General features: G+C 42.6%; 27 protein-coding genes. 6 read left to right on the plus strand and 21 right to left on the minus strand.

The annotated features are described in order from the left end of the window. Window positions 1–312: 312 nt before the first annotated feature. The 12 genes from Q0A12_RS14915 to Q0A12_RS14970 all read right to left on the minus strand — a co-directional run bounded on the left by Q0A12_RS14915 (window position 313) and on the right by Q0A12_RS14970 (window position 11,704). Window positions 313–636, minus strand: coding sequence for a hypothetical protein (locus Q0A12_RS14915; protein ID WP_291293416.1), 324 nt, complete (start codon window positions 634–636; stop codon window positions 313–315). Between the two features lie 229 nt (window positions 637–865). Further along, the gene (pcp, locus tag Q0A12_RS14920; protein ID WP_291293417.1) at window positions 866–1,513 is read right to left on the minus strand and encodes a pyroglutamyl-peptidase I; all 648 of its coding nucleotides are present in this window, start codon (window positions 1,511–1,513) and stop codon (window positions 866–868) included. Between the two features lie 30 nt (window positions 1,514–1,543). Then, window positions 1,544–2,464, minus strand: a complete 921-nt coding sequence (locus Q0A12_RS14925) for a DUF979 domain-containing protein (RefSeq protein WP_291293418.1) — start codon at window positions 2,462–2,464, stop codon at window positions 1,544–1,546. Then, window positions 2,465–3,148: a DUF969 domain-containing protein gene (locus Q0A12_RS14930; protein WP_291293419.1), complete on the minus strand. Its 684-nt coding sequence runs from the start codon at window positions 3,146–3,148 to the stop codon at window positions 2,465–2,467. A 395-nt stretch (window positions 3,149–3,543) separates the two neighbouring features. Next, the gene (gene rlmN, locus Q0A12_RS14935; protein WP_291293420.1) at window positions 3,544–4,608 is read right to left on the minus strand and encodes a 23S rRNA (adenine(2503)-C(2))-methyltransferase RlmN; all 1,065 of its coding nucleotides are present in this window, start codon (window positions 4,606–4,608) and stop codon (window positions 3,544–3,546) included. A 222-nt stretch (window positions 4,609–4,830) separates the two neighbouring features. Further along, a complete protein-coding gene (locus Q0A12_RS14940) occupies window positions 4,831–5,130 on the minus strand; it encodes a hypothetical protein (protein ID WP_291293421.1) in 300 nt (99 codons plus the stop codon). Beyond that, window positions 5,127–5,498, minus strand: coding sequence for a type II toxin-antitoxin system PemK/MazF family toxin (locus Q0A12_RS14945; RefSeq protein ID WP_291293422.1), 372 nt, complete (start codon window positions 5,496–5,498; stop codon window positions 5,127–5,129). The genes Q0A12_RS14940 and Q0A12_RS14945 overlap by 4 nt, the downstream gene beginning before the upstream one ends. Before the next feature lie 9 nt (window positions 5,499–5,507). Then, window positions 5,508–6,629 carry an alanine racemase gene (gene alr / locus Q0A12_RS14950; RefSeq protein WP_291293423.1) on the minus strand — a complete coding sequence of 374 codons (1,122 nt, stop codon included), beginning with the start codon at window positions 6,627–6,629 and terminating at the stop codon, window positions 5,508–5,510. Window positions 6,630–6,669: 40 nt separating this feature from the next. After that, the gene (gene acpS / locus Q0A12_RS14955; RefSeq protein ID WP_291293424.1) at window positions 6,670–7,038 is read right to left on the minus strand and encodes a holo-ACP synthase; all 369 of its coding nucleotides are present in this window, start codon (window positions 7,036–7,038) and stop codon (window positions 6,670–6,672) included. A 381-nt stretch (window positions 7,039–7,419) separates the two neighbouring features. Further along, on the minus strand, window positions 7,420–8,931 hold the full coding sequence (locus tag Q0A12_RS14960; protein ID WP_366031541.1) for a DEAD/DEAH box helicase: 1,512 nt from the start codon (window positions 8,929–8,931) through the stop codon (window positions 7,420–7,422). Window positions 8,932–9,213: 282 nt separating this feature from the next. Next, the gene (gene murF / locus Q0A12_RS14965) at window positions 9,214–10,563 is read right to left on the minus strand and encodes a UDP-N-acetylmuramoyl-tripeptide--D-alanyl-D-alanine ligase (protein WP_291293425.1); all 1,350 of its coding nucleotides are present in this window, start codon (window positions 10,561–10,563) and stop codon (window positions 9,214–9,216) included. Window positions 10,564–10,648: 85 nt separating this feature from the next. Further along, entirely contained in the window at window positions 10,649–11,704 is a 1,056-nt protein-coding gene (locus tag Q0A12_RS14970) for a D-alanine--D-alanine ligase (protein ID WP_291293426.1), read from the minus strand. 180 nt (window positions 11,705–11,884) lie between these two features. Here Q0A12_RS14970 and Q0A12_RS14975 point away from each other — a divergent pair, with 180 nt between their 5' ends. Then, window positions 11,885–13,618 (plus strand): AarF/UbiB family protein, encoded by a 1,734-nt coding sequence (locus Q0A12_RS14975; RefSeq protein WP_291293427.1) that lies wholly within the window; start codon window positions 11,885–11,887, stop codon window positions 13,616–13,618. A gap of 27 nt (window positions 13,619–13,645) precedes the next feature. Here Q0A12_RS14975 and Q0A12_RS14980 read toward each other — a convergent pair whose 3' ends face one another. The 6 genes from Q0A12_RS14980 to Q0A12_RS15005 form a co-directional block, all read right to left on the minus strand. Then, a complete protein-coding gene (locus tag Q0A12_RS14980) occupies window positions 13,646–14,098 on the minus strand; it encodes a YaiI/YqxD family protein (RefSeq protein ID WP_291293428.1) in 453 nt (150 codons plus the stop codon). A 133-nt stretch (window positions 14,099–14,231) separates the two neighbouring features. Further along, the gene (locus Q0A12_RS14985; RefSeq protein WP_291293429.1) at window positions 14,232–14,897 is read right to left on the minus strand and encodes an ABC transporter ATP-binding protein; all 666 of its coding nucleotides are present in this window, start codon (window positions 14,895–14,897) and stop codon (window positions 14,232–14,234) included. Between the two features lie 10 nt (window positions 14,898–14,907). After that, complete coding sequence (locus Q0A12_RS14990; protein WP_291293430.1) at window positions 14,908–16,389, minus strand: ABC transporter permease; 1,482 nt, start codon at window positions 16,387–16,389, stop codon at window positions 14,908–14,910. Window positions 16,390–16,613: 224 nt separating this feature from the next. Then, window positions 16,614–18,443, minus strand: a complete 1,830-nt coding sequence (locus Q0A12_RS14995; RefSeq protein ID WP_291293431.1) for a carbohydrate-binding domain-containing protein — start codon at window positions 18,441–18,443, stop codon at window positions 16,614–16,616. 12 nt (window positions 18,444–18,455) lie between these two features. Continuing rightward, the gene (locus Q0A12_RS15000; RefSeq protein WP_291293432.1) at window positions 18,456–19,130 is read right to left on the minus strand and encodes a DUF4956 domain-containing protein; all 675 of its coding nucleotides are present in this window, start codon (window positions 19,128–19,130) and stop codon (window positions 18,456–18,458) included. Beyond that, window positions 19,120–19,842, minus strand: coding sequence for a polyphosphate polymerase domain-containing protein (locus Q0A12_RS15005; protein WP_291293433.1), 723 nt, complete (start codon window positions 19,840–19,842; stop codon window positions 19,120–19,122). Before Q0A12_RS15005 ends, Q0A12_RS15000 begins: the two co-directional genes overlap by 11 nt. Before the next feature lie 132 nt (window positions 19,843–19,974). Between Q0A12_RS15005 and Q0A12_RS15010 the strand changes: the two genes are divergently transcribed. Genes Q0A12_RS15010 through Q0A12_RS15020 form a run of 3 tightly spaced genes read left to right on the plus strand, consistent with a single transcriptional unit; the run spans window position 19,975 to window position 22,451 of the window. After that, complete coding sequence (locus Q0A12_RS15010) at window positions 19,975–20,649, plus strand: response regulator transcription factor (protein ID WP_291293434.1); 675 nt, start codon at window positions 19,975–19,977, stop codon at window positions 20,647–20,649. 3 nt (window positions 20,650–20,652) lie between these two features. Next, window positions 20,653–21,960, plus strand: coding sequence for a HAMP domain-containing sensor histidine kinase (locus Q0A12_RS15015; RefSeq protein ID WP_291293435.1), 1,308 nt, complete (start codon window positions 20,653–20,655; stop codon window positions 21,958–21,960). 2 nt (window positions 21,961–21,962) lie between these two features. Further along, on the plus strand, window positions 21,963–22,451 hold the full coding sequence (locus tag Q0A12_RS15020; RefSeq protein WP_291293436.1) for a GNAT family N-acetyltransferase: 489 nt from the start codon (window positions 21,963–21,965) through the stop codon (window positions 22,449–22,451). A gap of 252 nt (window positions 22,452–22,703) precedes the next feature. Here the strand turns inward: Q0A12_RS15020 and udk are convergent, their stop codons facing one another. The 3 genes from udk to Q0A12_RS15035 all read right to left on the minus strand — a co-directional run bounded on the left by udk (window position 22,704) and on the right by Q0A12_RS15035 (window position 24,827). Next, window positions 22,704–23,333, minus strand: a complete 630-nt coding sequence (gene udk / locus Q0A12_RS15025) for a uridine kinase (protein WP_291293437.1) — start codon at window positions 23,331–23,333, stop codon at window positions 22,704–22,706. A gap of 83 nt (window positions 23,334–23,416) precedes the next feature. Next, the gene (locus Q0A12_RS15030; RefSeq protein ID WP_291293438.1) at window positions 23,417–24,100 is read right to left on the minus strand and encodes a YjjG family noncanonical pyrimidine nucleotidase; all 684 of its coding nucleotides are present in this window, start codon (window positions 24,098–24,100) and stop codon (window positions 23,417–23,419) included. Between the two features lie 13 nt (window positions 24,101–24,113). Beyond that, window positions 24,114–24,827 carry a 16S rRNA pseudouridine(516) synthase gene (locus Q0A12_RS15035; RefSeq protein ID WP_291293439.1) on the minus strand — a complete coding sequence of 238 codons (714 nt, stop codon included), beginning with the start codon at window positions 24,825–24,827 and terminating at the stop codon, window positions 24,114–24,116. 299 nt (window positions 24,828–25,126) lie between these two features. Here Q0A12_RS15035 and Q0A12_RS15040 point away from each other — a divergent pair, with 299 nt between their 5' ends. Further along, a complete protein-coding gene (locus tag Q0A12_RS15040) occupies window positions 25,127–25,741 on the plus strand; it encodes a 50S ribosomal protein L25/general stress protein Ctc (RefSeq protein WP_291293440.1) in 615 nt (204 codons plus the stop codon). A gap of 109 nt (window positions 25,742–25,850) precedes the next feature. After that, a complete protein-coding gene (locus Q0A12_RS15045; RefSeq protein ID WP_291293441.1) occupies window positions 25,851–26,168 on the plus strand; it encodes a DUF960 domain-containing protein in 318 nt (105 codons plus the stop codon). Window positions 26,169–26,557 lie beyond the last annotated feature (389 nt).

Below are 26,557 nucleotides of genomic sequence, written 5' to 3' on the forward strand. Positions count from 1 at the left end.
GGCAAAAAGGTAATAAAAACAAGAATTCATCCTCTTTTCACCATTCTCATTTAAAAGACTTAATCTTTAAAAAAAACCAAAAAAATTACGCACGAAGGATGGAAAAACACAAAAATACCCGAATGATCATTGATTCCCATCGTCTTCTCGATAGGTTTAGATGCAAATCACCATTGTTTTTGCATCCTTCAATTTAGATCATTCGGGTATCATTATTTCAACTTACATTATAATTTTTTGGCATTTTTATAATAACTACCGGAGACAACGACACAAATCGCTCCTAACTTCCTGCTTAACGCAGCCGACTGTTTAAGAAATCAGTGTTTTTCCACCGACTGCAACGATCTCATCTCGCAAAAAAGCTGACAAGCGTTCTGCTATTTGTTCATCGGGAAACCGGGGATCAACGAAGCAATTCTCTTGTTGCCAGACAGTATCACTTTTTGGAAAAGCATTCGCAAAGCCAACGAGTTGATCGCCTTCAATGGCTGCAATGACCACTTTATTTGCCTTCAGCAGTTCTTCTGCTGTCCGCTGTTCTTTTTGATAGTCGGTTGGATAAATGAGAACAGCCAAGTCGATCAGCTGATCACGTAATAGATAATTTTCTCGATCAAATTCAGTAATGATCATAATTTGCCCCCTTATTTCGTATTCATTGCTAGCTGAATTTTATCAATAAATCCATAAAAAGACGAGTAAATCACTTTTATCAATCATCCACTTACGATTTTTTATGACTAAAAAAACAAACAACCGAGCTACATTCTCAAAAGGGCAAAGACTGATGAGGTGCAGTTCAGGTTGTTTGATCTATCCGTAATTTCAGCTAGTAGTGGTTAAAAAATTTCTCTTTTCGTGCTTAGTGAATGGCGCCGCCGATGGCTTTTAAGTCTTCTTTTCCTTGGTAATCGACAATCGCACCAATAGCTGCTTCTAGTCCTTTCGCAATATCCTGTAAGCTCATAGCTGGTTGTTCTGGTTTCTCAACTACTTGCTCTGGAATAAATGGAACATGGATGAAGCCGCCTTTAAGCGTAGGGTATTTCGTATCGATCATGTACTGAACTTGGTACATGATGTGGTTGCAGACAAAGGTACCAGCAGTATTGGAAACAACTGCAGGAATACCAGCTTTTTTCATCGCCGCTACCATTGCTTTGATCGGCAGTTGACTGAAATAAGCAGGCTGTCCTTGAGGTTGGATTGCTTCATCCACTGGTTGATTGCCTTCATTATCCGGGATACGCGCATCATCCACATTGATTGCCACACGTTCAGGAGAAATCGCAAAACGTCCTCCTGCTTGTCCGATATTCAAGACAACATCCGGTTGGATTTCTTCAATTTTGGCTTGGACAACTTCTGCTGATTTACCAAAAACGGTAGGAATCTCTAATTTGATTATTTCTGCTCCGTTGATTTCTTCTGGTAATAATTTTACAGCTTCCAAAGCTGGGTTGATGGCTTCTCCGCCAAATGGATCAAATCCTGTAACTAAACACTTCATATTGATCATCCTCTCTCTTTCTTTTTACCACTAAAATGCCCAAAAGTACATCAATCCGATATGAATAATAATCAGCAAGAAGGCAATCGGCGCTTGGGCTTTGATCACCCCATTGGAGTTTTTCATTTCAAGCAATGCGACAGGTAAAGCGTTGAAATTGGCTGCCATCGGTGTCAGTAATGTTCCGCAAAAACCAGCAGTCATCGCTAATGCACCTGCTACGACAGGATCTCCTCCTTGAGCAATAACGAATGGCACGCCAATTCCCGCAGTAATGACTGTAAAAGCCGCAAAGCCATTTCCCATGATCATGGTAAATAGCACCATCCCTAAGCAATACGCAATCACACCGATCAAGCGATTGCCTTCTGGCACAACACCTGAGATACCGTGGGAAATCACTTCTCCAACACCAGCAGCATTAAAAATCACTCCTAATGCAGCTAATAATTGAGGCAAGATCCCCGCCGTACCGACTTGCTGGAACATACGATCCGAATCATCTAAAACGGTTTTTGGTGTCGCTGAAGTAAAGCCCATCGCTAATAGTAAAGCCAATACAGAGGCGATCCCGATCCCCACCTGTCCGCCTAAAGGGGTGTAAGAGATGGCTACAGCAAATACCGCTAGTGAGATACAAGGGATAAAAATCTTGCTGCCGATTTTTTCGGCTGATCGTTCCGCTTTTTGTTCATCAACATCTACGATTTTACCGATCCGAACTTGTTTGAAGAAGGTCAATCCCCCCATACAAACAATGATAATCCCATCAATGATGTAAGGGATGAAATTTCCGAAAGCAAAAACGATCCCTAGCAACAACCAAAAAGCCGCTGTTCCTAAACGGGTTGGGTGCGTCGTATCTTTAAAGACCCGAACAGCAGTCATGATCGACAAAAGACCGATCAAAATATAAAAGAATTCCAAAATATTATTGATGATTGCCTCCATCTACTTTTCCTCCTTTTCACCATATTTTTTAGACAATTTATGGTCGAAAGCAAGATTAGAAAGGGTCGCGATGACTAAAACGATCAACGCGATCGGTAAAGATGCTTGGGCAACCGCACTGGCTGCTACATCATACCCTAATGATTTTAGCGTTCCTGTAATTAATAAGACACCCGATGCAGCCACAAAGGTATTTTGGGCAAAAAAGTTCCCATAATTTTCATTGGCTGCCGCCCGTGCTTTGATTTTTTCCTGATCTGCTTCATCTATTTCGCCATATTTGTTTTCCGCTGCTGCTTGCGCCATTGGGTTAACGATTGGGCGAATAAATTGCGTGTGTCCTTGGATCCGAATCGAGAAGAAGCCCGCCAGTTCTCGAATAAATAAATACAAACTCAAAAACTTTCCGGGGGTCAATCCTTTGATTTTTTCAATCAGAATGACCGCCTGCTGTTTCAATCCAAAGCGTTCTGAGATTCCTACCATCGGTAGTGTTAATAAGAAAAGTGTTACAAGACGATTGTCTACAAACGCCTTTCCTAGCATTGTCAAGAAATCAGTAAAATCTATTCCCGAAACCAATGCGGTGGCTAATCCTGCGATCAGAACAACGGCGATCGTGTCGAGTTTCAGCAAAAATCCGACAAGAATTACCAAAATACCAATCAATTTGATCCATTCCATGGAATCATCCTTTCAACATGTTCGTTATTTTTATTTCTATCAATTCTTATAGTATAGACGATTTTTCAATGAATGAATATTAGAATTTTGAAAAAATTCAACGTAATCGTTTTCTTTTTTTGTTATCTAACTGTCTCATCTGAAGAAAGTAGCCAGCTTTCCAAACAAAAAAATCAGAAAGAATAGTACAGGAAACAACTGTCCTGCATCATTGATCGTTCATCAATTCGCAAGACATTTCATCTGCCTATTTTTCTGATTTTAAGTAATCTATCTTTCGTCAATCCCCGTCGTTGCCGCAAACACACTTCTACTCGTGAACTATTTCCTTAGTTCCCTTCTGCGACACTTAAAGCTGTTTCTGAACGGTTCTTCCTTTTGTTCCTCCGTTTTTCTTAAACGGTGACTTGTTTTTTCATCTGTTTACTGCGCAATTGACCGCAGGCCGCATCGATGTCTGTTCCATGTTCTTTACGAATCACACAATTGATGCCGTTTTTCTTCAAGATATCATAAAACGCTAAAACATCTTCTTTTTTACTGCGAGCATACTGATCATGTTCACTGACTGGATTGTAAGGAATCAAGTTGACATAAGAAAGCTTGCGCTTGTTTTTGAGTAATTCCACCAACTGGCGAGCATGCTCTGGGCGATCGTTGACATGATCCAGCATAATGTACTCGAAGGTGATTCGTCGATTGGTTTTTTCTAAATAATAATCGATAGCTTCCATCAGTTTTTCAATAGGGAAACTGCGATTGATCCGCATCATTGATGTCCGGACTTCATTGTTTGGTGCATGGAGTGAGATGGCCAGATTCACTTGTAAGCCATTTTCAGCAAACTCTTTGATCTTATGAGCTAACCCGCTGGTTGAAACAGTGATATGGCGGGCACCGATTGCTAGCCCCTTGGGATCATTGATGATATGCAGGAACTGCATGACATTCTCATAATTGTCAAAGGGTTCGCCAATTCCCATCACTACGACATGGGACACCCGTTCTCCTGCGTTCAATTCATCAAAGTAGTGCTGCACTAACATAATTTGAGCCACGATCTCTCCCGCAGTCAAATCCCGTTGTTTTTTCAACAATCCGCTAGCGCAAAAGGTACAGCCGATATTGCAGCCAACTTGTGTCGTCACACAAACGGACATGCCGTATTCTTGACGCATTAAAACCGTCTCGATCATATGATTGTCCGGTAACTGGAACAAATATTTGACGGTACCATCGCTTGCTTCTTGCAAGACGATTTGTTTTAATGGATTGATCACAAACGATTCATTTAGCTTCGCCACCAATGATTTAGGTAAATTGGTCATCTCTTCAAAAGTGCTGACTCGTTTCTCATATAGCCATTCCCAGACTTGATTTCCACGGAATTTCTTTTCTTCTTGCTCAAGCATCCACAAAGATAATGCTTCTTTCGTTAATCCATATATTGAAGGTTTCACATTGCTTCCTCTTTTCAAAATAGTCGCTACATACTATAACTGAATTTCGCTTATAAAGCAACTAGCCCTAAGAGCTTCGTCGCAAAAGACTGCATCGATTTTCAAGCTTTTTCGACAAACTGGCACTTTCCTTTATGTTCAAGGTCTTGGTCTTAACAAATGTCTCATAGCATCTAGTTCCGCCAAAAAAGCTTTCCCAACGCGCGGGAAAGCTCTTTCGTTTTACGTATTGAATGCAATAACTTTGCCATCTTTAGCGATTAGCTCGCCTCGTTGCGGTGGACTTGTATGCAGATAAAGCTGCAACGACATCTCCAGCGTCAATGTCTTTTCTCCTTGCTGAAAAACACCGTAGTACCCTGTCTCTGCTGGATCTTCATATGTATGGCTCAATAAATAATACCCTTTTTCAACGCCTTCTTGTCCCTTTTTAGTTGCTCGTAAAAAGCGCCGCAAATGTTGATAAGTATAATATACGAATAGTACAAGTGTCGCGGCTATTAATAAATACCCTACCATCATGACTGGACCGACGACGTAGAATAGGCCGCCTCGACTCCCACACTGATCATTAATGCTGCATCGACTTCACACATGATCGATTCACCTAAATGACAGACCTTTTCTTTCAATCGGCTTTTGTCGATCGTCCGAATCTGCTCCATCAAAATCACTGAATCTTTTCCGATCCCTGTGCAATTCGCTGAGATCCCAATGTGAGTCGGGAGTTTCGGCTTGGCCATTTTTGCGGTGATGGCAGCAATGATTACAGTTGGGCTAAAATGATTGCCTAAATCATTCTGTATCACTAATACCGGCCGAATCCCGCCTTGCTCCGATCCAACGACCGGTGACAGATCAGCAAAATAAATGTCTCCCCTTTTTACCATAGGACCACCCTAACTTTTATATTCTCGCGGCACGCGTGCGGAGAGCGTACATGCCACTTCGTAATGAATCGTATCTAGTTGTTCCGCCACTTGTTGCATAGTAATGGACTGCCCGTTATCTTCCCCGATCAATGTGACTTTTGTCCCTGTCGCAAAAGGTCGCGGCAAGCGAATCATCAGTTGGTCCATACATACACGACCAACGATTTCACAATACTCGCCAGCTACCAATACAGAAAAACCTTGCATTTTTCGCAACCAGCCATCTGCATAACCAATCGGTACAGTTCCGATCCATTCTGCTTGCGGCGTGATATATGTTTCACCATAGCCAATTCCGGCTCCTTTTTCAAGTAATTTCACTTGGACCAGTTCTGAAACAAGGGATAATGCTGGTTTCAAGGGATAGGCAGAAGGAAGTGCTGTTCCCGATGGATTCAATCCGTACATAGCGATGCCATAGCGAACCATGTTTCCTACAGCTTCTGCATGCCACAATGCGGTGGCACTGTTGCCAGCATGGACATATCTTGGCAGCTCTGGCAGGCAATCCAATGCCGCTTGAAAACGTTGATTTTGTTGCTGCCAATAAGTGTCATCTGCTTGATCAGCCGTCGCAAAGTGGGTGAAAATACCTTCCCACACAAACATGGGCTGCTGTTGTAGCCACTGAGCAGCCTCCAGTAACTCATCAGTAGAAATAAATCCGATCCGCCCCATTCCCGTGTCCACTTTTAGATGGACCTTCAATGGATTGGTAATCGGCTGGCTTTGCAAAAAAGCAGCTGCTTCTTGCAACCATTCATTCGTACTGACAGGAAATGAAAGATCGTAATGGCTCAACAAAGGGATATCTGTTACCGGAACGATTCCTAGCAGCAAAATAGGTTCACTGAAGCCACCTTCTCGCAACTCGATGCCTTCATCAACCGTTGCAACACAAAAGCCGGTCGCCCCTCCTTCTAAAGCTACCGTTGCGGTCTCCACCGCACCGTGTCCATAGCCATTTGCCTTGACTACAGCAAATAAATCCGTTGCTTCCGGCAAACGGGCTACTTCTTTTTCAATATTTTCTTTGATGGCTTTTAAGTCAATAATGGCTTTCGTTGGTCGATGGATTGAAATGACCATTCCACTTTCCTTCTTTCTGCGACGATTCATTGATGAATCGTTATTTCTGAGCTGGTTCCTCTTCTAAGACGATTTGCGCAAAGGCCGTCTCATTGGTATGGGTGATGCTAACAAAGGTCAAATACAATGGATGGGGCGCTTTTGTGACGACGGGTGCACCTGCCTCATTGGACAGCACCTCGATATCTTGAAAAGACAATTTTCCGATTCCAGTTCCCCAAGCTTTTGAAAAAGCTTCTTTGCAAGCGTAGCGTCCCCCAAGAAATTCAATCTGCCGTTTTTTTGGTAGCTTGAAAAAAAGTTCTGCTTCTTTCTCTGTTAAAATACGCCGAATAAACTGCGGTTTATTTTCAATCAATTCTTTGATGCGGGCTAATTCTACCGCATCGATCCCGATTCCTTTGATCATTTGTTATCCTTTTCTGTTCACTAAAGAACCTTTGCTCCCCTGCTGATCGTTGCATCTTACTGCTAACACGCATTTAGCCAGCCACCGATCATCCAAATATCCGGAGCTTTTCACCTTTATTTAAGTTACATTCTACCAAAAAAAAAGTGAATTACCACTCAAAACTGATGGGTTTAATAGTTGGTTAAGAAATTTTTTACAGCTATTATTCCCTTGTTTTCCTTGAAAGTATCACCTTTACTCAAAAAGCGCAAAAAAAATATCCGAACAATGATCGATCACGCCAACGGCCGCATGGTCAGTGGCACACATTGGCATATTGATCGAAAAGAGTTCAGATAGTTTTGTGTCGAAAAAGGTTAAGCGAGCAACCTTTAAGGACTAGTCTTGATTGTTGCGGATAACGAAGCCACGTTTTTTGTCATTGCTGCGACGAGTGTTTTTTCGGGCACCGCCGTCTTTGCTATAATTTCCGCGGGCTTTTCCACTGCGGTTACCACCGTTTTCTTTACGGTTGCGGTTGTTGCTGTTGTTGCTGCGACGACCGTTTTTGTTGAAAGATTTCTTTCCTTGTGGCAATGGTCTTTCTGGAGTGATCTTCACAGGAACAAGATCTGAAGGATCTTTCGCCATCGTTTTAAGAAGCAAAGCCGCTAAATCTTGTGCTGAGTAGCGTTCCAATAGATCATCTGCTGCTTGCAAGTATTTATCCAAGCCGTTTTCATCCATTTTCGCTTCTACTTGTTCAAGAGCTGCACCTAATTGGCCTTTGAAGGCTTCTTTTTCGGTTGGCGGACGCATTGGTGACATCCGTTTTTTAGTCAGATTTTCAATCACATGCAGATAACTCATTTCGTTTGGTGTAACGAAAGTTACAGAGATTCCACCTTTACCTGCACGGCCTGTCCGTCCGATACGGTGAACATAGCTTTCTGGGTCTTGAGGGATATCGTAGTTGTAGACGTGAGTCACACCAGAAATATCCAATCCGCGAGCGGCGACATCAGTAGCAACCAAAATGTCCAAATGACCACTCTTGAATGAACGCAACACGCTCATCCGTTTTTGTTGAGACAAGTCTCCGTGGATTCCTTCCGCTTTGTAACCGCGGGCTTCCAAGCCACGAGCCAACTCGTCGACACGACGTTTGGTCCGTCCAAAGACGATTGTCAACTCAGGTGTTTGCACATCCAACAAACGAGTCATGATATCGAATTTTTCATAGTCTTTTGAGCGAACATAGTATTGATCGATCAAATCAGCTGTCATTTCTTTTGTCTTGATTTGAACATGCTCAGGGTTCTTCATGAATTTCACACCAATGCTCTTGATTGCAGGAGGCATGGTTGCTGAAAACAGCAATGTTTGACGTTCTTCAGGTACTTGGCTGATGATCTTTTCGATATCTTCCAAGAAGCCCATGTTCAGCATTTCATCTGCTTCATCTAAAACAAGTGTTTCTACTGTTCCAAGCTTCAATGTGTGACGGTTGATATGGTCCAACATACGTCCTGGTGTACCGACAACGATATGGGGACGGTCTTTTAGTTGACGGATTTGACGACCGATATCGGCACCACCGTATACTGCTTGAACACGGATTTTTTTGTCTTTTCCTAAGCGATAAAGCTCTTCTTGTGTTTGGATCGCTAATTCCCGTGTAGGGGCGATCACTAGTCCTTGTAACTGGTGATTTGCTGGGTCGATTTTTTCTAACATTGGCAAGCCGAATGCTGCCGTCTTCCCAGTACCGGTCTGTGCTTGACCGATCACGTCTCTTCCTTGCAATGCAAGGGGAATTGTTGCTTCTTGGATTGGTGTTGCTTCTTCAAAGCCGGCACGCTCAACAGAAGTCAATAATTCGTTTGATAATTCTAGATCTTTAAATTTCAAATGGATCCTCCTAATTCGGTCATCATCATGATGCCTGTTTTCTTTAATCGAAGCGTACTTTCTTCAGAAACACAAGAGCAGTCCCATCTCTTATCTTTCTCTTGTTACCGAAAAACCGCTTCACGAAGGCATTATAAAAGGCTAAAACAAATCTTTCTGTCTCAGCCATCATTTTATCTCAAAACGTCAATGTTTATTTACAGTAATCATTCTGTGCTTCATCTTTCGGCATTAAATAAGTATAGCACAGAATGAAAATTTCAGCAAGATTTCACACCTACTTTACATTGCCGTCAATAAATCTACCACTTCACCCAGTCCCATTCCATTGCTGCCTTTTAGTACAACGCTATCGGTGGGCAATAATTCTTCTTGCAGCTGCGTGATCAGAGCCGCTTTTTCATTTGTCGCAAAAAATCGGACCCGATCGGCTAAGTTCGTTTTGCTCAAGGCCGCTTTTAAGGCTGCCATCTCACTACCGTAAAGAAAAATAAAATCAAAGGTCTCATCTAAATGCTCCGCCATTCCGGCATGCATCTTCGCTGAATCAGGTCCTAACTCCAACATATCCGCCAGCACAGCAATGCGTCTTCCTTTAAGGGACAACTTTCTGAAACTGTCTAAGACTAACCCCATTGCTGTCGGATTGGCATTATAGACATCACTCAAAATATCTGTCCCATTGGCCGCTTTTAGCCATTGCGTCCGATTCTTCGTCAATTGAAAATGAGCTAACCCTGCTTTAATTTTTTCCTCTGCAATTCCTAACTGACGTCCGATGCCGATGGCAATCAATGCATTTTTCACATTGTAACCGCCAATCACAGGAATGCTGTAGGTCTGATCCGCCACTGTGAAAATCGTCTGTTCGGGAGTTTCTGCTTGGATCGTTCCTTTCAGATCGCCTATTTCCAGTCCAAAGGTTGCTACTTGCTGTGGCAGCTCTGCAAGATAAGGAGTCAATAATGGCTCATCCGCCGGCACCATGAAAAATCCTGCTGGATCTAATCCGGTAGTGATTTCCATCTTCGCTTTCGCGATTCCTTCTCGTGAACCAAGATTTTCAATATGGGCTTCACCAATCAATGTGATCGCGGCCATATCTGGTTGCGCCAAGCGAGACAATGCCTCGATTTCTCCAGCATGGTCCATGCCCATCTCCAATACAAGAACTTCTGTGTCTGCTGGTGCATGCAAGATTGTTAACGGCAAGCCGATTTCGTTATTGTGATTTCCTTGGGTTTTGTAGGTTTTGAACTGTTGGGCCGCAACGGCATCTACCATATCTTTTGTTGTGGTTTTACCATTGCTGCCAGTAATGGCGATTATTTTTGGTGCCAGTTTTTCTTTATAATATTTTGCCAATTTTTGGAATGCAGCTAGTGTATCTGCCACTTCGATGATGACTAGTCCTTCTGGTGGTTGGATCGTCGGATGGCTCCAAAAAGCAGCGATCGCGCCGTTTTCTTGTGCTTGTTGCGCAAATTCATGCCCATCCCGCGTTCCTGCCAGCGGTACAAACAAACTATCTGTGGTGATCAAGCGGCTATCAAATTCCACGCTGCTGATCATGGTCTGAGTCGAGCACTCTACGCCAAATAAGGCGGCAACTTCTTTTATCGATAGGTTCATTTTCTTATCTCCTTGAGTTAAAAACAGGGAAGATCATGGTCCTTTCAAGCTTCACCTTGAGTTGAACTGATTTCCCTGTTTGTGATTATTCGACGTCGGTTAAAAAGGCTTGGCGCTGTTTAAATCGGTTGATCCCTAATTGAATCAGTTCCTCAATCAAATCCCCATAAGGTAAACCGGTTTTTTCCCACAAAAGCGGGTACATACTAAACTCGGTAAACCCAGGCATCGTGTTCAATTCATTTAGGAACAATTCATTTTTGTTGGTCAAGAAAAAGTCACAACGACTTAGTCCGCTTCCTCCAAGCATCGTATACGCTTTTTTGGCAAACTCTTGTGCTTTTGCTTGTGTTTCTTCAGGAATTTGTGCTGGAATCTGCATCTCGATCTTATTGTCAAGATATTTTGAATGATAATCATAAAATGCGACGTCTTTGACGATCTCACCTGGCAACGTAGTGCGCACATCTTCATTACCTAAAACCGCAACTTCGATCTCCCGCGCTTCGATTCCTTGTTCCACGATAGCCCGTGTATCATAGCGGTAAGCTTCTTGAAGCGCATGTTGCAATTCTTCCCGATTCTCAGCTTTTGTGATGCCTACACTTGAACCCATATTGGCAGGTTTGATAAACATAGGATACAAAAGACTGCCTTCACATTGTTCAAATACTTTTTTCGGATTATCTTTCCAGTAATTTTTAAGAACGGGAACGTAAGGCACTTGTGGGATCCCCGCCGCCTGCAAGATATATTTGGTCATGATTTTATCCATGCCGCAAGCACTAGTTAAGACGCCGGCGCCAACATAAGGCATGCCGATCGTCTCTAAGAACCCTTGGATAGTTCCGTCCTCTCCATTTGGCCCGTGGAGCAATGGAAAAACAATCGCATCTTCTTCTTGGATCTCTCCCGGCTGAATAGGGGTACCTTGATAAGTTGAATCGGTTAAATTCAATATTTCTTTGGATGCAGGTGCTTCAGTTAGTAAGGGGCCTTTTAGCCATTGGCCCTCCTTTGTGATCATTACTAATTGTACTTGGTAGTAATTATAATATACAGCATTGACTACTGAAAAAGCGGATAGAAGCGATACATCATGCTCTGCGCTGCGTCCGCCATATAATAAAATAATTTTCAAAAGAAATTCCTCCTGTATGCATTGTTTCTACCAAAACTAATTCTTCCACATTTTAGCACAAAAACGAGGCTGCGACATTATTTCTTGCCGATTTTAGCAATGGAAATCATCTGCAGTTGAATGTTTCGCGATTTCTTCGTACTATTAGAATAGTGAAACTAAAAGAATAGAGGTGCCCGTATGGAACAGGAATCACCATCTAAGAAAAAAAGACTCAGACAAATCGTTCAAGTATTTCTCAAATACAGAGTGTTGCAAAATTTGAGTAAACAACAAAACCCCGTCGCTGTGCGGGAAGCCTTTGAAGAATTAGGCCCCACCTTCATTAAAATCGGGCAAATGCTTTCCGTTCGCAGCGACTTATTGTCCGAAGCATTTACCAATGAATTCAAACACTTGCAAGACAATGTCAAAAGCGACCCGTTTCCGCAAGTCCAAGCGTTGTTAGAAGCGGAGTGGCAGCAGCCGCTGACTGCAATTTTCTCAACTTTTCAAGAGGTGCCCTTAGCTTCCGCTTCCATCGGGCAAGCCCATCGCGGTACGCTGAAAGATGGCAAAGAAGTTGTTGTCAAAGTGCAGCATCCCGGTATTATTTCTGCTATTCAAGTCGATCTCGATTTATTTGAAAAAGCGATTCCTTTGATTCGCCATATCCCTGAAACCAATGTTGTCGATCTAAAGAGTGTGCTGCATGAAGTTCGCCGTTCCTTGGATAATGAAACAAACTTCCTGCAAGAGACGAAAAATGCCCAAGAGTTTTATCACTTCAATCACCATTGGCAGCAGATCGAGATCCCAAAAGTCTATCCGCAATGGTGTACCCGCAAGGTCATCGTGATGGACTACATGGAAGGAGAAAATCTAAATTGTTTGCTTGCTCGAAAAAACAATGAACAATTTTTCCCCAACCGGACAGTGAAAGAAATCAAAAAAGAAGTCGGTACATTGCTGGTAGAAAACTTCATGAAGCAAGTTTTTGAAGATGGTTTTTTTCATGCGGATCCTCATCCCGGAAATCTCTTCCTGCAACCACTGGATCCCAATCAACAAAATGCTCCTTTCCATGTAAAAAAGAAAGTCGGTGTTTTAGGTGGTGTCGACTACTCCTTGAAATGGCAGGATGAAGAGACATTGCCGCCTTATCGCTTGATCTTTTTAGATTTCGGAATGATGGGCCATCTGGACCAGACCCTTCGCAGTCGGCTGGCCGATGCTTTGATCGCATTGTACACTCAAGACACCCAGCAAGTGGGTAGAGCTGTCTTGCGCCTTTGTCGCCGAGAAAGAAACTTCGATGAAGTGGATTTCTATCAAGATCTACAGTCATTTGTTGAAAATTATTACAATATGCCCATCAAAGATATTGATTTACAGAAAGTCTTGGCTGAGGTCATCACCATCTGCCATGACAATCATCTGCAAATGCATCGTGATATCACATTGCTGATCAAGGCTTTCGGGACACTGGAAGGTGTGATTGAGGCTCTTGATCCTCAACTATCCATGATGGAAGTCACGCAGCCATTTGCGCAAAAGTATTTTTTACAGCAGTTAGATCTTGAAGAAGAAATGAAAAAGAGCTTGCTTGCCAGTGCCAAAAGTCTCCGGGCCCTCAGCCAGCTCCCGGATCGAACATTAGCGGCGGTCAACACATTGGCTACCGGCAAGCATCGACTGAATATTGAGATCCGCCATCAAAAGCAACTGTTGGACCGTTTTGATCAAATGATCAACCGATTAGTGATTGGCATTATCCTAGCCGCCGTCATTTTAGGTTCTTCTTTGCTCGTCGTGGCCAATCCCCAACAAGGTGGTTTTGTGCATCAGATGGGGATCTTCGGTTATTGTATTGCCTTTCTAGCCATCGTCGCTGTTGCCGGAAAATATTTTTATGATCGTTTCCGAAAAAAATAAACGATGCAGCAGTGACCTCAATGATGGTTACTGCTGCATCGTTTTTTTGATTTCTTGTTCTAAAATTTGCTTAAACCGTTGGCGATCTTCTTTTGTGAAAGGTTTTGGGCCTTTGGTCCGCTTGCCAGCTTTGCGCATCTGTGTGCCTAAGTAACGTTGTCCTAGTAAAAAGTCGATCGTCTCCGGCAAATATTCTGTCCCGTTATGATGAAAAACCCGGACTTTTTTTGGTAATACGAGTGAAGCCAAGCCATAGTCTTGTGTGACTAAAAAATCGCCTGGTTGAATTTCTTTAACAATCTCATAGTCAGCTCGATCAGCCCCTTTATCTACATAAACGAAATGTACAAAAGCTGGATATTCTTTGGCTGTATAGTGATCCACGCTGGTAACGATCACTACTGGCAGAGCAAATTTTGCCCCTAATTCGATGACTTCATTTTTCACCGGGGAGCCATCCCCATCGATCATTAATCGCATCCCACTCGCCCCTTTTCCCTTTATTGTAGAAGTTTCCCCTAGAAGATGCAAGAGCAGGCTGGCTCCTCTCTTTGCGAGAAGACCCAGCCCGACATTTGCTTATTCACTTGCTTATTCTTATAGCAATCGACCATTAGTGGTCTCGTAGTGTAAATTGCCGTTCTTTGAGCTCATAAACAACGTCACAAGCCTTGGCTACCTCTTGTTCGTGGGTGACTAAAATGATGCATTTCTTTTGTTCATGGGCGATTTCTTGGAACAACTGGACAATATCTTTTGAAGTGGTTTCATCTAGATTTCCTGTTGGTTCATCTGCGACGATCAATTCATGTTCACAGCAAATGGCTCGAACGATAGCTACCCGTTGTTGCTGACCACCAGACAGTTGCGTTACTTTCTTGATTGCTAAGTCTTCGGTGATCCCTACTTTGGCTAGATTGGCTAATGCATACGCTCGCTTGTCTGCTTGTTGCGATTTGGCGATGGCCATTGCAGTGATCACATTATCAAGCGCCGACATATAAGGCAGCAAGTTGTACGCTTGAAAGACGATGGAGACATCTTTGCGCCGGTATTCCCGTAACCCAATTTTATTTAACGGCGTGTCATTGTAAACGACTTTGCCTTCTTTGGGCGTATCGAGACCCGTAATCAGCGATAGAAAGGTGGTCTTACCAGAACCACTGGAACCAAGGATCGCATACATTTTCCCAGATTCAAAGGTCAAATCCACTTCTCGAAAAAGTGCCTCGGCTTCTGTTTGATACCAATAGCCTAATTTTTCTGTTTGTAATGTCATGCTATCCCTCCTAGGAAATCAATATTTTTTTAGGATTCAGTCGCAAAATTCCTACTGAAGACAATAAGATTGAAATAAAGCTGATCACTACCCCTAATAATGCCAGCATCCCGATTTCTTGGAATGACACGGTGATAGCCAATTCCTGTATTTCTGTAGATTGAGTAAATGGAGACAAGCCATTTTGTCCTCCAGGGCCGCCATTGCCCATTTCTGGTCTTCCCCCTGGTGTTCCAGCCTGATTGTCTGTTGCCTGCTCCGTCGTCGTTTGTTGGGCCAGCAACTGTTCACCCACCAGATTTCCGACAAAGTTGCCGCTAGCTGACGCAATCCCTAATGCCAAAAGCATACAAATAAAAATCTCTGTGAAAAACTGCATGACTACTTTTGCTCGTGACTCGCCTAACGACAATAAGACCCCAATCTCATATTTGCGTTCGCGTATCGATAACATCACGATCAATGTCAAAATAATCACACCAGCTGCTGCAACCAAAATCACGATATTTTTTGCAAAGCTTGCGACATTATTTAACGGTGTCAGCATTGATTGGTACATTTGATCATTCGATTGGATGCTATAAGTATCTGTATCGATCAATTTTTCAGCGCGAGAAACAAAAGTCTCCATTGTGGAAGGATCACTCAATGTATAAGTTGCCGAATCCAGTGTGTCCTCATTGCCAGACAACGTGTTGGCTAGGGTATAGGAAGCAATCAGTGTATTGGCTGGATTCAAAAAATTGAACATTTGGCTCATACTGTTTCCAACTTCACTAGTTTCATAAATACCTTTGATCGTTACTTCAACGTCATTGTCTTCACTATCGGAAATAACGAATGTGTCCCCCACCGAAAGCTCGTTTGCTTCCGCTAAAGCTGACTCGATCAAAACATTATTCGTTCCTTCATCAGCAGCAGTAATTCCTTCACCTTCAGTGATTTTTGCCGTTCCTTCTGAAAAGCTTGCATAAGCAGCACTTTCAGCAACACCAGTTACTTGAAAATCACCACTGTTCATGCCGCCTTGCATAGCAGGCAATCCATTTGGCTGCCCCTTTTCTGCGGAATACCCCTCTGAGTCCGTGGAGCTACTATCGCTATCATCACTTGAGATGGGTTCGATTCCACTGACAGCATCTGCTGACGTACTTGCTTCAAAGCTATAGGAGGCTACCCCATCTAAGTCTGCGATTGCTTGAGCATCGCTTAGTTTTACTGGCGTATTTTGAAAACTGCCAGGATCAGGTGGTGATGACTCACCGTCCGAAGTGGATGTCTGTTTATTTTTCTGAAAAGATTCCCGATTTGCTTGCAGTGTGACCGTCGCCCCTACACTTTTTTGGGCATTTTCCGTTGCAACCAACGCTGCACTTTGAATCGTTAATCCTGCTAAAACAAAAATCAAAATTGCTGAAAAGACAGCCACAAGCAGAATGCTTCTGCCTTTTTTCGCCCACAAACTTTGTAGGCCACGTTTCATAAAATTCATGTCATTTCCCCCTCCACTGAACGTAGATTGACTATAGGATGATAAACTTAAGTGAACCTTAAACAGGTCTTTGATTGGTACTGTTTCTGACACAACTTGATTTATCGGCAACATCTTTGCACTGCTTATCAGCGAATAGATGGCGCTAGCTTTTATCCAGGCTCTCTATTCATTGGTTCCATTCATTCGCTTCTATTCGTTGCCTCTGTCAGTTGGTAAACTTTCTAGCGAGGACCGCCAAAGCTGCCCATTTGATTGGTTGCAGCAGTTCCACCAGATTGTGTCAGATTTGAAATGGTGTCTGTTAAAGATAATGTGCCTAGCTCAGAAGCATCCGTCACAGTACCCCCTTGATAAAAACCATAAACAGCAGCGCCGTTATTGCTGCCGCCACTCAGTAATGTATAATCAGCTGACTGAAGATCCGGACTTGAAATCACTAGATGCTGAAAACTCTTGCTTGGGGCATAGGAAAGTAAGACATTGCCCTCGGCATCTTGTAAGGAAATCAATGTATTGGCTGCTTGAGACTGATCGAAAGTAACCGCTATGGATCGCTGCGTTCCACCACTGACATTCATTGCCATATCTGTTGTTCCTGCAGCCATGAGGGTTCCTCCGGTGATTTCAAAAGTGCCATTATAATCTAAGGCGCCATTGCCTCCACGAGTCGGTCCATTGACAAGCACGGTACCGCCACTCATTGTCACGTTCCCATTGCTGTCGATTCCATCACCTTCAGCATCGATCGTCAGGGTTCCTCCGGTGAAGATGATTTCTTTGCTGTCATCTGCTTCATCTCCACCACCAGGGCCACCAAAGCTGTCTTGTCCAAATTGTCCTTCCCCACTCGTGTCACTACCACCTCCGGCATTCACACCGTCATCACTGGATACCACTTGGATATCTCCGCCAGCAATAGTCACGACGCTTGCTTCTAATCCTTCATAGGATTTTCCGATAACGATTGTGCCATCATTGATTGTTAGGTCATTATCTGCATGGATGCCATCATCACCAGTCGTTGCGGAAATTTTCCCACCATTGATAGTGATCGTATCATTAGCATGAATACTATCATCTGCACTATCGATCGTATATGTTCCGCTAGTCAGCAAGATGGTCTGCCCAGCCTTCAATCCTTTGTAGCTTTCCTCCGTAGAAAGTGACTGGCTATCAGCCCCATCGGCTGTTTTGATGGTAATGTCAGCCGCTTGAACACTCAGATTTGTTTCCGCTTGGATGCCGTCGCGTCCGCTTTGAATCTTGAGGGTCCCACCATCGATCGCAACATAGCCTTTAGCTGTATCTTCAGTATTGTTGGACTGGATCCCATCGCCTTCAGAAGTAGTCAATGTATAGTTCCCATCTAAAATGGACACGGAATCTTTCCCTTTGATGGCATTATTTTTTGCTGTGATTTCATAGGTCCCACTTGCCAATACCAAATCATCTTTACTGCGGATACCATTACTGTAATTGCCTTGAATGATCAGTTTTCCTTCTCCGTTGATGGAAAGATCTTCCTTACTATAAAAGACTGCATCTGGCTCTGTTTCTCCTTCTGCTAAGGTGTAACTCGTTCCATCTGTTAACGTATTTGTGGTATCAGCAGCCAACGTCGTGATGACTTTCTCCGCCTGTTCAACGACAACAGCGGCTCCGGAAGTATTCGTGATCGTCACACCAGCAAAAATCAAATGCACTTTTGCTTCTTTATCTACATTGACTTTTAATTGACCATCTGACAAGGTTCCGGTAATCACATAAGTTCCTGCCGAAGTAATCGTCACTGTTTGACCCTCGACAGTGACCCCTTCCGCTTTTGTTTGTGCATCGTTTAATGTAATCGTTGTAGCGGCAGATTCGTCATAAGAATCATCCACATCTTCCTCTTCATATTTTCCGTAATAGTCCTTGTTTTCCAAGGTTGTTGCCACCTTCGTGACTGCTGTTTCTGAAGATTCAGCAGCAGAACTCGCGGATTTGGTTTCAGATTGCTGCGCACAAGCCGTTAGTAATAGTGCCAAGAATAACGGATAGATTTTTTTCATTGGTCTCTCTCCTTATAATTCATCGCGGTTTGCCGCAACTTTGCCAAGAACAACAGGTAAATTTCCATTACGCGTCCGTACATCATCGATCAAGGCCTTCTCCTGCTCTTGATCTTTCAGTAACAAGTGATAACGCAACTCATAAAGACTCCCCATCGTGGTTGTTCGCACTGAGTTTAATTTAACTGAATGGGCATATTTCGCAAAAATGTCGTCAAACAACTGCGGATAATCTAAATCTTCGGGAATCGTAATTTTGAGTTCACGTTCGCTTGTCCTTTGATGCTCGCCAAAGGGTAAGGTATAAAGCACTAATAGAAAGGCAGCAACCACAGCTGAGAAGACAACGACATAGCCCACGTAGCCCATTCCCGTTGCCAAGCCGATACCCATCGACCAAAAAACACTAGCGATTTCGCGGGAACCCCCAGGAACGGATCGGAAACGGATTAAGCTAAATGCTCCTAGAATCGCCACCCCAGTACCTAAATTACCATTGACTAACATGATCACTGACTGCACCAAGACTGGCAGCACCGCCAATGTAATCACAAAATTTTTCGTATAGACATTTTTGACCATATGAACCCCTGCCACCAACAAACCGAGAATCAGCGAGGCCCCTATACAAATCAATAATCCGTTCCACTCAAGAGTAGAAGTATCCGTTAAAAGACTAGACAACATAGGAAATATCCTCCTTCATAAACAAATGACGTTGATACGTCTGGGCATATTTAGAAAAACTAGCTTTGCGTACCTCGTAACGATTCAACAATTCCACAAACCAAAGAGGATACGCCCCCATGGCTTTGACTTCCATCAAAACACCGACCTCTGGTGCCACTAATTGGCCATAACTGCCTTCATCCAAATCCAGATTATTGTTCCGGTAGCGAATATTTTGATCAAATGTGACTCTGAATTCACTATCATTTTCAACAAAAAGGGAGATGCGATCATAGGCGATCATGACTCGCGGCTTCAAATCGGGGTTTTGTTTAAACAACCAATTGATCTCTGAAGCAATTTGAACAGGTTGGATAGAGGCAGGAAACTCACCGCTGACTAGCCATGTCTGATAGTCTGAATAAGCCATGGGAATACGCCGCTTATAAACAATGCCATTAACTTTCTTTTTGATTTCTAGAAAGACAAGACTTTCTGCCGTAGGCACGCCATAACTGCGAATCCGAAATTTTTCCTTATACTTTGGCTTATCCATCGAATGACGGATAAAACGATAATCACTTGTGTCATAATAAAGAGAAAGAATTGTATGCTGGCCATATTCATCTACTTTCATCACCTGCTGCAACTCATACATAAATTGTTGAAACTGCTCAGGTGCTAAAAGATATTTGGTTTCTTTCCGTTGAAATACCTTTTTTAGTTTCATGGTATTTTCCTCCTTCAATTGCTATAGTCTCTATTTAAGACGTTGAAACTTAAACACAGCTTAAATAAAAATCGTTTTTTTAAGTTATTTTTATGCTACTCATGCTATGCTAATAATGAAAGAAGGGATAAAATGATCAAATTATTAGTAATCGAAGATGACAGAACGCTATCTGAAAATATCAGAGAAATCGTTGCAGAAATTGGTGAAGTGACGCAAGCTTATGACGGCAGTGAAGGTCTCTACGAAGCACAAAGTGGGATTTATGATTTGATCATTCTCGATTTGATGCTCCCAGAAATGAACGGGTATGAAGTATTGGCAAAAATCCGCCAACATGCGATTCAGACACCGGTATTGATCTTAACTGCCAAAGACGGCTTAGAAGATAAAGTCACTGGGTTTCAAAAAGGAGCCGATGACTATTTGACAAAACCTTTTTACCGTGAAGAATTACTGATGCGTATCAAAGCCTTACTAAAGCGTTCACTGGGCTTATTTAATGAAAATCAAGTGGTCTACAACGAGTTGATCTGCAATCTTTCAACGAATGAAGTGATGTTTCAAGGGGAGATTCTGCCGATTCAAGGGAAAGAGTTTTCTCTACTGGTTTACTTTTTACAAAACAAAGGCATCATTTTAACGAAAGAACAAATTTTTGATCGTATTTGGGGCTTTGACTCAGAAACAACGATCACCGTCGTCGAAGTCTATATCAGTAATTTGCGTAAACACCTTCGGAATACTGGTATCGACAAAGAGATCCGGACGTTGCGCAATGTAGGCTATATCATGCAAGGAGACTAACGAATGAACAAAGAACTCTCCAAGAAACAACGGCTCAAGGTGTTTTTGATCAATGTGGCTGCTTTTGCATTGATCTTCACATTGTTGGGAATTATTGTATTGGAATTGTTTAATCAATCCGCTTATCAAGAAACGGACATTTCTCTTGAGCAAGCAGCCAAAGATACGCGTCTGATTCAAGCGGAGATCAATGCCTATCAAAACAACACGATGTCTTTACCTCCCGATGCAGCCATGCCCAAGATCCCCGGGACCAATCGTTTCAATACACAGTTGATTCTTTGGTCGGAAAAAGGAGTCATCTTAAATAAACAATCATTAGGTGGGCGCTTTTCTCAGCTAGCCTCCCTAAAATTAGACACTGGGCATTTAAATACGATCCAATCATTGACCGTAACTGATCAAAATGAAGCAGAAACATTGCTCTTTCGCTCAATCACAGCTGTAGCGCCTACGAACCAATCAGGAGTCGCTTATGTTCAGGTGTTGGCCAATACCAACCAGATCGATAACGCCATGAAAAACTTTCAGACGATCTTAGTTTTATCGATGGTTTTCTTCTGGATTTTATCGATTGGTATCAGTTATTACCTTTCTTCATTGACCATGCGGCCGATCCTCGCTTCTTGGAAGAAGCAGCAAGAGTTCGTCGAAAATGCTTCTCATGAGTTACGAACACCTTTGACGATCATCCAAAACAGTTTAGAGCGCACCTTCACTAAGCCCAATCATACAATCATTGAAGAGTCAGAAAGTATTGCTCAAGCATTAGCAGAAACTCGCAGATTAACTGGATTAACAGCAGATCTGTTGACAATTGCCCGCAGTGACTCCAATCAACAAATGTTGTCCAAAGAACCCATTGCTATTGCCCCTTTCATTCAAGAACTGGCGAAGCCTTTTCAAGAAATTGCCAAAATGGACAGCAAACACTTTGTCTTGGAAAACCTAGCCCTGACAACTGCTGTCTTTGATCCCAAAAAAATCCATCAAATATTGGTCATTTTGTTGGATAACGCGCTGAAATATACAAGTCAAGGTGATAAGATCACACTGCTGTCAGAAATCTCCAACAAGTATTGGCTGCTCGAAGTTAGAAACACAGGTCCATCTATTAGCGATGAAGACAAGAAACATATTTTTGAACGCTTTTATCGGGAAGATCGCTCCCGTTCCAAAGAAACCGGCGGCTATGGTCTCGGTTTGGCCATCGCCAAACAAATCGTGGAGGAACACAAAGGGCAAATCAGTGTACGGGATCTACAACCTAAAGGCGTTATTTTTCAAATTCGCTTGCCAAAGGAGGGATAAAAATGAAAGTCATACATTTAAGAGAATATCCTGAATATTTACAGGAAGCGATCGCGTATTTTCAATCAAAATGGGCAACTCCCGCATCCATGAAAGTGTATGAAGATAGCTTGACCCATAGTTTTGCTGATACCGATCTGCCGCAATGGTTCCTACTCGTGGATGACCAATCTGCTGATGCCATCTCGATCATTGGCTGTGGTGGACTGATCACGAATGATTTTATCAGCCGAATGGATTTGATGCCTTGGCTGTGCGCCCTCTATGTCGATCCTCACTATCGCAGACAAGGTGGTGCTCGGCTTTTGATCGAAACCATCAAGCAGTCTGCCGCTGCTGCTGGCTTTTCGACCCTTTACTTATGTACAGATCTTGTTTCGTTTTATGAAAAATTTGGCTTTGAGCTGATGGGTACAGGCTATCATCCTTGGGGAGAAGAATCGATGATCTATCGCTATCCCCTACAGAAAGAGACAAAAAAACAGCCTTGAACACGAATGTTCAAAGCTGTTTTTTATTCACAGTACTATTGCTAGTAGAATACCCTATCTCCACAAAAGGAATATTCCGACACCCTGCATCCGGCAGGTGGATCGCTCCTTGTGCCTCTGTTATCAATCTGGTCAGCCAAAGCTAGACCATCTCGACTCGTCGCATGAGGTATACTTTACCATAAGTGATAAAGAAAAACTACTCATTTATCAAAATTTTTTATTAGCAAGTGGTTTTGAACGAAATAATGCTCAGCTTTCGTTTAGGAATGTCGCGACTTTCGTTGTAATCAAATCGATCGCTACATGATTTTCGCCACCTTCTGGCACGATCACGTCTGCATAGCGCTTCGTAGGTTCGATAAACTGATGATACATCGGCTTGACTACTGTCAAGTATTGTTCAATAACAGAATCCAACGTCCGTCCCCGTTCTTCCATGTCCCGTTTGATCCGTCGAATGATCCGAATATCATCGTCCGTATCAACATATAGTTTGATATCCATCAAGTTTCGCAAACGCTCGTCTTCCAAAATCAAGATTCCTTCAAGAATGATGACTTCTTTTGGTTCTTGAATGATCGTTGCTTCACTGCGGGTATGTGCCACATAGTCATAGACCGGTTTTTCGATCGTTTCGTAGGCAAGAAGTTTTTGCAGATGTTCGATCAATAGATCGGTATCAAAAGCAAACGGATGGTCATAGTTTGTGTTCAACCGTTCTTCAAAGCTCAAGTTGCTCTGATCCTTATAATAAGAGTCTTGTTCAAGCATCATAATGGAATGATTGGGAAAATGATTGAAAATTGCTCGGCTCACACTTGTTTTTCCACTACCAGAACCACCAGTCACACCAATAATAATGGGCTTGCCATTCGTCATTCAATTAACCTCTTTCGTCTCTAAAATTTACACTGTTTCTATTATAGCGAAATTCTGAAAAAATACTATCCATTTCTAAGAAATCAGCTTTTTAATAACGATGGCAACTGATCCAGCGACTGAATCTCATAGGTAGGAAGGACCGTTGAAGCAGTTTTTTTACTTGGATTAAGCCAAATCGTATCAATCCCTGACAACTGACCACCCAATATATCTGAAGATAACGAGTCACCAATTATGACTGTTTTTTGCTGCTCAAAATTGGGGATCCGATCAAAGACATAGGTAAAGAACTCTTTCATCGGCTTTTGATAGCCTGTATCTTCTGATACAAAGATATCCTGAAAATAAGGCATCAGCTTGGCATCCGATAGTCGGCGGTATTGGGTTTTAGAGACGCCATTCGTCACCACATACAAATCAAACGTGTTCGCCAATTCTGCTAATATCAACCGGCTATTGCCCAAAAGTTTATGGCCTTGATCCAAGAAAGAACGATACTGTCTCTCCATCGCTTCACTATCTACGGTCCGACCATACGCTTTGAAAAATAAACCAAAGCGCTGATTGACTACTTGATCCCGCGAAATCTTCCCCTGCTCAAATTGTTGCCACAGTCCGTGATTGACTTTTTGATAGGTCTGTTTCATTTCAAGATCCATCGTCAATCCTTGTTCTGCAAAAAGAGCTGTCAACGCTTCATGCTCTGTATCTTGGAAATCAAGAATCGTATCATCAACATCAAATAACAGTGTTTTATAAGTCATAGTCTCCTCTTTCTTAGCGAAAATAGCTCGCTAGGCTTTCTAATTCAGCTTGGGTAAGCTCTCGGTATTCTCCCGGCGGTAGATCTCGTAATCTCAATGGACCAATCGCTACGCGCTTTAACGCAATCACTTTTTTTCCTCTTGCCAAAAACATCTTTTTCACTTGATGAAATTTGCCTTCAGCAATTTCCAAATGAACCATAGACTGATGGTCTGTACACGTAACTAGGGTCAGTTGCGCCGGCTGACAGGTTATCCCACCGTGAAACACGATTCCTTGAGCAAAGGCAGCCACATCTTCTGCTGTTACTGGTCCATTAACCACGACATCGTATCGTTTCGGCACTTTTTTAGTTGGATGCAATAAATCATAGCCCAACTGCCCATTCGTCGTCAACAACACCAAACCTTCTGTATCCCGATCTAAGCGTCCTACTGCATAAAGCGACGAATGCCGATCTTCTAGCTGTAACAAATCTATGACTGTTCGATGTTGCGGGTCTTTATTGGCAGTCACGACACCAGCAGGTTTATTGAGTACATAATAGACATCTGTTGTTTGTAACAAGACTCCATTGACCCGAATGTCGTGTAATCGGCTCTCGACATTTCGAGAGGGATTTTGTTCGATTTGCTGATCCACTAAGACCTTTCCTTGTTGAAAAAGGCGTTTCAACTCTTTACGTGAGGTCGCTAACCTCTCTTCTATCAATTTGTCTAATCGCATTTTTTTCTCTCCATCTTGGCTATTATAGCTTAGATTTAATGCCTTGCAAATCTTCCTCCCACCATTTCATTTGACTTTCTTCGACTTTCCACGTAAGGTTAAAGAGTAAAGTAAATAAAGTTTCTCATACACAGCGTTACGACCTGGTGGAGAAAAGTTGAACCAAAACTTTCTGGGGCAGTTGTGTGAACAACTGCCCTTTTGCGTGTTTTTACTCACGTACCACTTAATGTGCAGAGTTAACAAAATTTGCTTAAAAACATCCCAACTATTTGGGAAATTTTAGGAGGAATTGAGTTATGTCAGTATCATTAGAAGTTACGAAAAGAGAAGTCCGCCCCCGTTCTTTACGGAACAAATTACGTCACGAAGGAAAAGTACCTGCTATCGTGAATGGGTATCAAGTAGACAGCACTCCGATTGCAGTCAATGCAGCGGAACTAGAAAAACTGCTACGCGAAAATGGTTTGAATACCGTTATCACCATGAACTTAGAGGGCAAGAAAGTAAATACACTGATCAAAGAATTTCAATCAGACACGTTCACTCGTGCATTAACCCACGTTGCCTTTGTCTCAGTCGATATGAATGAAGAAACAGAAGTAGAAGCTGAGGTTACTTTAGTCGGAGAAGCTGCAGGTGTGAAAGCCGGCGGCGTATTGACACAAAACTTGTACAACGTTGTGGTATCTGCAACACCAGATAAATTACCTGAACGTATTGAAGTAGACATCACTGGACTTGAGATTGGTGATTCACTAACCGTCGGTGATTTAGAAAAAAATGACGACTATACTATCGTCACAGAAGCTGATGAACAAATCGTTGCTATTGCGGAAGCACAAGAACTTTCAGAAGATGGCGAAAACGGTGAAGCTGCAGAGCCAGCTGTAATCGGTGAAGACAAAGAATAATTTTTGATCCACGTATAAGGCCATTCCTTGGGGAGTGGTCTTATTTTAAACAATACGTTTCTAGTCCGGGACTGAAACGACTGACTTTATCCTCAAGGAGGAAAAAATTATGTTTGAACTATTTGATAACAACCGCAGCCGTTATGCTTCTGGCGGTATCGTCCAAACCATGCCAGGGGAATTGATCGATAGTTTGTGGCTAATCATTGACTTGGACCTAAAAGGGGTCATTCCGTTAGAAAATCTGCTGACCTTCCATGTAAAAAACAATGGCGGCCGTGTCAGCATTCATTTTTCACCAGATACCAGTGATACTGCTATCTGTATCGATCTGCCAATCACTTATGATGAGACATTGCCTCAAACGGTTTATGCCTATGATGATGGACAACGACAAACTATTTTATTGCCGAGTGAAGCAAGTTGACTGCCATTGACTAACACCGATAGTTTCATCGTAAAACGACTGATTGACCGAAGGATAGCACAAGGCCTTCTTACTGGTATCATCTCTCCGCCAACTGATTGGCTTTGATCCTAGTATACGGCTGCTATCTTTTCGGTCTCTTCGGTTTGTTCATTCTGTTCAGTTTTTTTATGTGGTCTTTTTTTCGTTTGGCTCTTGAAAAAAACGCCCCCGCTTCTCCTATCTTTTCTCTAAGAATCAGCAACTATAACCTTCTGTTTTTTTCCTCTTTTTCTTCATTTTTTTCTCCTTTGAAGGGGAACACGTTCCTTTTATCTTTCTACATGGAGAATTATTTATTAAACTTCGATGATTATTCATTTCAAAAAAAATCAAGAAACTATTTATAC

It is taken from the genome of Enterococcus sp. (assembly GCF_022711995.1).
Classification (GTDB): domain Bacteria; phylum Bacillota; class Bacilli; order Lactobacillales; family Enterococcaceae; genus Enterococcus_D.

Coding starts and splice junctions, on each gene's coding strand:
- Q0A12_RS15030 (WP_291293438.1), bottom strand. CDS start 24,100: ATGACTTATAAAACACTGTTATTTGATGTTGATGATACGATTCTTGAT.
- Q0A12_RS14990 (WP_291293430.1), bottom strand. CDS start 16,389: ATGAATTTTATGAAACGTGGCCTACAAAGTTTGTGGGCGAAAAAAGGC.
- acpS (WP_291293424.1), bottom strand. CDS start 7,038: ATGATCAAAGGAATCGGGATCGATGCGGTAGAATTAGCCCGCATCAAA.
- Q0A12_RS14945 (WP_291293422.1), bottom strand. CDS start 5,498: ATGGTAAAAAGGGGAGACATTTATTTTGCTGATCTGTCACCGGTCGTT.
- Q0A12_RS14975 (WP_291293427.1), top strand. CDS start 11,885: ATGGAACAGGAATCACCATCTAAGAAAAAAAGACTCAGACAAATCGTT.
- Q0A12_RS14930 (WP_291293419.1), bottom strand. CDS start 3,148: ATGGAATGGATCAAATTGATTGGTATTTTGGTAATTCTTGTCGGATTT.
- Q0A12_RS14925 (WP_291293418.1), bottom strand. CDS start 2,464: ATGGAGGCAATCATCAATAATATTTTGGAATTCTTTTATATTTTGATC.
- Q0A12_RS15045 (WP_291293441.1), top strand. CDS start 25,851: ATGTTTGAACTATTTGATAACAACCGCAGCCGTTATGCTTCTGGCGGT.
- Q0A12_RS14940 (WP_291293421.1), bottom strand. CDS start 5,130: ATGATGGTAGGGTATTTATTAATAGCCGCGACACTTGTACTATTCGTA.
- Q0A12_RS15010 (WP_291293434.1), top strand. CDS start 19,975: ATGATCAAATTATTAGTAATCGAAGATGACAGAACGCTATCTGAAAAT.
- Q0A12_RS14995 (WP_291293431.1), bottom strand. CDS start 18,443: ATGAAAAAAATCTATCCGTTATTCTTGGCACTATTACTAACGGCTTGT.
- Q0A12_RS15005 (WP_291293433.1), bottom strand. CDS start 19,842: ATGAAACTAAAAAAGGTATTTCAACGGAAAGAAACCAAATATCTTTTA.
- Q0A12_RS15020 (WP_291293436.1), top strand. CDS start 21,963: ATGAAAGTCATACATTTAAGAGAATATCCTGAATATTTACAGGAAGCG.
- pcp (WP_291293417.1), bottom strand. CDS start 1,513: ATGAAGTGTTTAGTTACAGGATTTGATCCATTTGGCGGAGAAGCCATC.
- Q0A12_RS15035 (WP_291293439.1), bottom strand. CDS start 24,827: ATGCGATTAGACAAATTGATAGAAGAGAGGTTAGCGACCTCACGTAAA.
- Q0A12_RS14985 (WP_291293429.1), bottom strand. CDS start 14,897: ATGACATTACAAACAGAAAAATTAGGCTATTGGTATCAAACAGAAGCC.
- Q0A12_RS15015 (WP_291293435.1), top strand. CDS start 20,653: ATGAACAAAGAACTCTCCAAGAAACAACGGCTCAAGGTGTTTTTGATC.
- Q0A12_RS14980 (WP_291293428.1), bottom strand. CDS start 14,098: ATGCGATTAATGATCGATGGGGATGGCTCCCCGGTGAAAAATGAAGTC.
- murF (WP_291293425.1), bottom strand. CDS start 10,563: ATGAACCTATCGATAAAAGAAGTTGCCGCCTTATTTGGCGTAGAGTGC.
- udk (WP_291293437.1), bottom strand. CDS start 23,333: ATGACGAATGGCAAGCCCATTATTATTGGTGTGACTGGTGGTTCTGGT.
- Q0A12_RS14915 (WP_291293416.1), bottom strand. CDS start 636: ATGATCATTACTGAATTTGATCGAGAAAATTATCTATTACGTGATCAG.
- Q0A12_RS15040 (WP_291293440.1), top strand. CDS start 25,127: ATGTCAGTATCATTAGAAGTTACGAAAAGAGAAGTCCGCCCCCGTTCT.
- Q0A12_RS15000 (WP_291293432.1), bottom strand. CDS start 19,130: ATGTTGTCTAGTCTTTTAACGGATACTTCTACTCTTGAGTGGAACGGA.
- alr (WP_291293423.1), bottom strand. CDS start 6,629: ATGGTCATTTCAATCCATCGACCAACGAAAGCCATTATTGACTTAAAA.